The sequence below is a fragment of the Asanoa iriomotensis genome, assembly GCF_016862515.1.
Classification (GTDB): Bacteria; Actinomycetota; Actinomycetes; order Mycobacteriales; family Micromonosporaceae; genus Asanoa; species Asanoa iriomotensis.
In genome coordinates, this window is the sequence record NZ_BONC01000167.1 from 1 (window position 1) to 2791 (window position 2791).

Sequence of the window (2791 nt, forward strand, 5' to 3'; positions counted from 1 at the left end):
TTGACCAGGCACTGGGCATCCGCAGCGCGCTGGACGCCGCGGCCGGCTCGAGCTCGTCGACCGGCGGCGCGGTGCTGACGAAGATGATCCGGTGCGGGTGGCCCTTGGGCAGCAGCCGGTCGATGCCGGCCAGCAGGGTCGCGGCCACCGCCTCCGCGTCGGCGGCACCGACCAACTCGCCGCAGGCGTGCCGGAGCAGGCGCTCCCGCTCGACCGCGCGGCGCTGGGCGGTCAGCGCGTCGTTGAGCCGGGTCGCGACCAGCACGATCAGCAGCGCCGAGCCGATCGCCACCACGGTCACCACGCCCACGTCGTCGCGGACGTCGCCGACCAGCAGCAGCGCCGGGCCGGTGAGGGCGATCAGCAGCACGGGCAGCACGCCCAGCCCGCGCCCCGAGTCGATGCGCGGCTCGACGGGCAGCGTCAGCCGGGCCATCGACGGCGGCAGCGCGGCGGCGCCCCAGGCCGCGTAGCAGATTAGGTAACCCAGCTCCCAGGCGCGGCCGCCCGGGATCCCGCCGCCCATCTCGGCGAGCGCGTCGACCGTGTCGGCGGTCAGCAGGCCGGCCGCGCCGGCGGCGAGCAGCAGCGCCGAGACGCTGCGGGCCCGGGTGGCGACGACCAGCGCCGTGGTCACCACGAGCACGACGATCGAGCCGAGCACGTGCGCGGCGGCCAGCGAGCGGTCGAACACCGGCAACATCGTGGCGCCGGAGAGCGGGCCGGCGGTCAGCGCCCAGCCGACCAGGCCGGCGGCGACCACCAGGGAGAGCAGGTCGACCACGGTGGACCGGTCGCGCAGGGCGGCGCTGGTCCGGGTCAGGCCCAGCAGCGCGTACGCCAGCAGCGGGAACAGCGTCAGGTAGCAGACCTCGGCGACGACCAGCCAGGCTCCGCCGTGGTCAGGGCCGCCGCTGATCTCGTAGGCGACGTCGCCGGCGCCGAGCGCGGTCGCGGCGGCGGCGAGCAGGATCCACGGTGCGCGGCGCGCCGGCTGGTGGGTGCGGACGCCGAACAGGATGCCGGCCGTGGCCAGGAGAGCCGTCGTGCCCCAGAGCACCCCCGCGGCGCCCGGGAACAGGAGGATCGCGGCGCCGAGGGCCATGGTGACGGCGCCGGCGATCGCCGGCCAGCGTCTTACCATGGCGGCTCCGATCAGGGGGCGGCTGGAGGAGCGGACACACCATCTTCACCTGTGTGTGGGCTGTGCGAAAGAGGGCCGAGCGGCCCGCTAGGCGACCTTGATCAGCGGCGGGAGCGCGTATCCGCCGTGCAGGATTTCGGATCGTGGCTGGTAGAGGCGCATGAGCGGGCGGAATGCGCCCGGCGGGGCGGGCAGCCAGTTGCTCGTGTCGCCGTCCGCGGGACGCGAATGACTCACCCGGAGGGTGAACGCACCCTCGGGTTCACGGCGCAGTCCGGGGGTGCGGTCGCCGATCGAGTAGCGGTCGATCGGGTTGGGCACAAGGTAGTAGTCCGGCATGTCGTACATGGTCAGTGACCAGAACGCGTCGACCGGGGGAGGACCGGGAAAGCGCAGCTCGTACGCGTGGGCGCCGGACAGCGTGGCGCCGTCACCGTCGACGTAGACCGGGGCGTACACCGCCTCGTAGCCGTGGTTGCCCCACAGCCCGACGCGGGCCGCGACCGCCCGCGCGAGATATCCGGTCAGGCGGTCGGAGATCTTCCACTGTGGAGAGTCTCGGGTGCCGGGGCCGAGGAAGTCCACGTTGTAGTCGAAGGCGTGCGGCGCGATCTGCCAGCCGTTGACCGTGGGCGCGCCGCGCGACGCGTGCTCGATCTTGGCGCGGCCCTGTGCCGCGCCCTCGACCAGCGCGTCAGCCAGGTCGGCGGGCGGGTCCGCGTAGGGCGGGTCGGCGTCGAGCAGGCCGATCGGGCGGAAACGCTCCTGGTAGGCCCGGTCCGGCACGGCGGGCGGGAACGCGGCCAGCCACGACCGGAGATGCTCGAAGAAGAGCAGATCCTCGGGTACGCCGGTGGCGGCGACCGGCGGCAGCGGTGTCCGGTCCTCCGTGGCTTGCGCCTGCAGCCGCAGGCCGTTCTGCAGCCGCTCCACCCTGGGCAGGTCGGCCGGACCGTCGCAGGCGAGCCGGCCGACGATCGTGACCACCGAGGTGGACGCCGGGATGACCGCGGTGTCGTCGGGCACCTCCCCGGTGTAGCCGCGCGGCACGATCAGGAACGTCCCGGCGCCGGTGCCGCTGGCGCGCCGGCCGACGTAGGCGATGTTGTTGGTCCAGGCGTCGATCACCTGGAGCACGTAGTAGGCGCCGCCGGTGTCCGGCACGGCCAGCCGGACCGGACCGCCGCCGACGTCGACCTGGGCGATCGAGTAGATGGTGTCGTTGTTGATGCTGACGAAGGTGTCGTCCGGCCCGGCCAGCCGGTGGGCGTGGCCGAACCTGTTGAACGGCGTCGCCGGGACCGCGCCCATGCCCTCGCGGGTGAACCGGCCGACCTCGGTCAGGCTCGCGACCAGGGGATAGCCGTACACATAGGCATCGGCGGCGAGCGCGGCGCGGTCCATAGCCGCCAGGCTAGTCGCGTTTTGAGCGGGTTTAGGCGGCCTCGGCGTTCCGAGTGGTTCGGGCGGTCGCGGTCGCGGTGGCGCCGCCGCCTTCGACCAGCCGCAGGCGCGGCGGTGCGGCCGGTTCGGTGTCGAACGAGGCGGTCCAGCGGCGGCCGGTGCCGCGGGCCGGCGGCTCGCCCGGGTCGAGCGCCGGGCGGGACAGGGCGAGGGTGATCAGCCAGCCGGCGACCAGGAAGCCGT

Annotated in this window: 1 protein-coding gene and 2 pseudogenes; all 3 read right to left on the reverse strand. The window is 74.1% G+C overall.

Going from position 1 to position 2791, the window contains the following annotated elements; genetic code table 11:
• Nucleotides 1–1144: pseudogene (locus tag Air01nite_RS40740) on the reverse strand (hypothetical protein); the annotation flags it as partial.
• An 87-nt stretch (nt 1145–1231) separates the two neighbouring features.
• On the reverse strand, nt 1232–2548 hold the full coding sequence (locus Air01nite_RS40745; RefSeq protein ID WP_203708882.1) for a DUF1254 domain-containing protein: 1317 nt from the start codon (nt 2546–2548) through the stop codon (nt 1232–1234).
• A 31-nt stretch (nt 2549–2579) separates the two neighbouring features.
• Nucleotides 2580–2791 (reverse strand): annotated as a pseudogene (locus tag Air01nite_RS40750) (hypothetical protein); the annotation flags it as partial.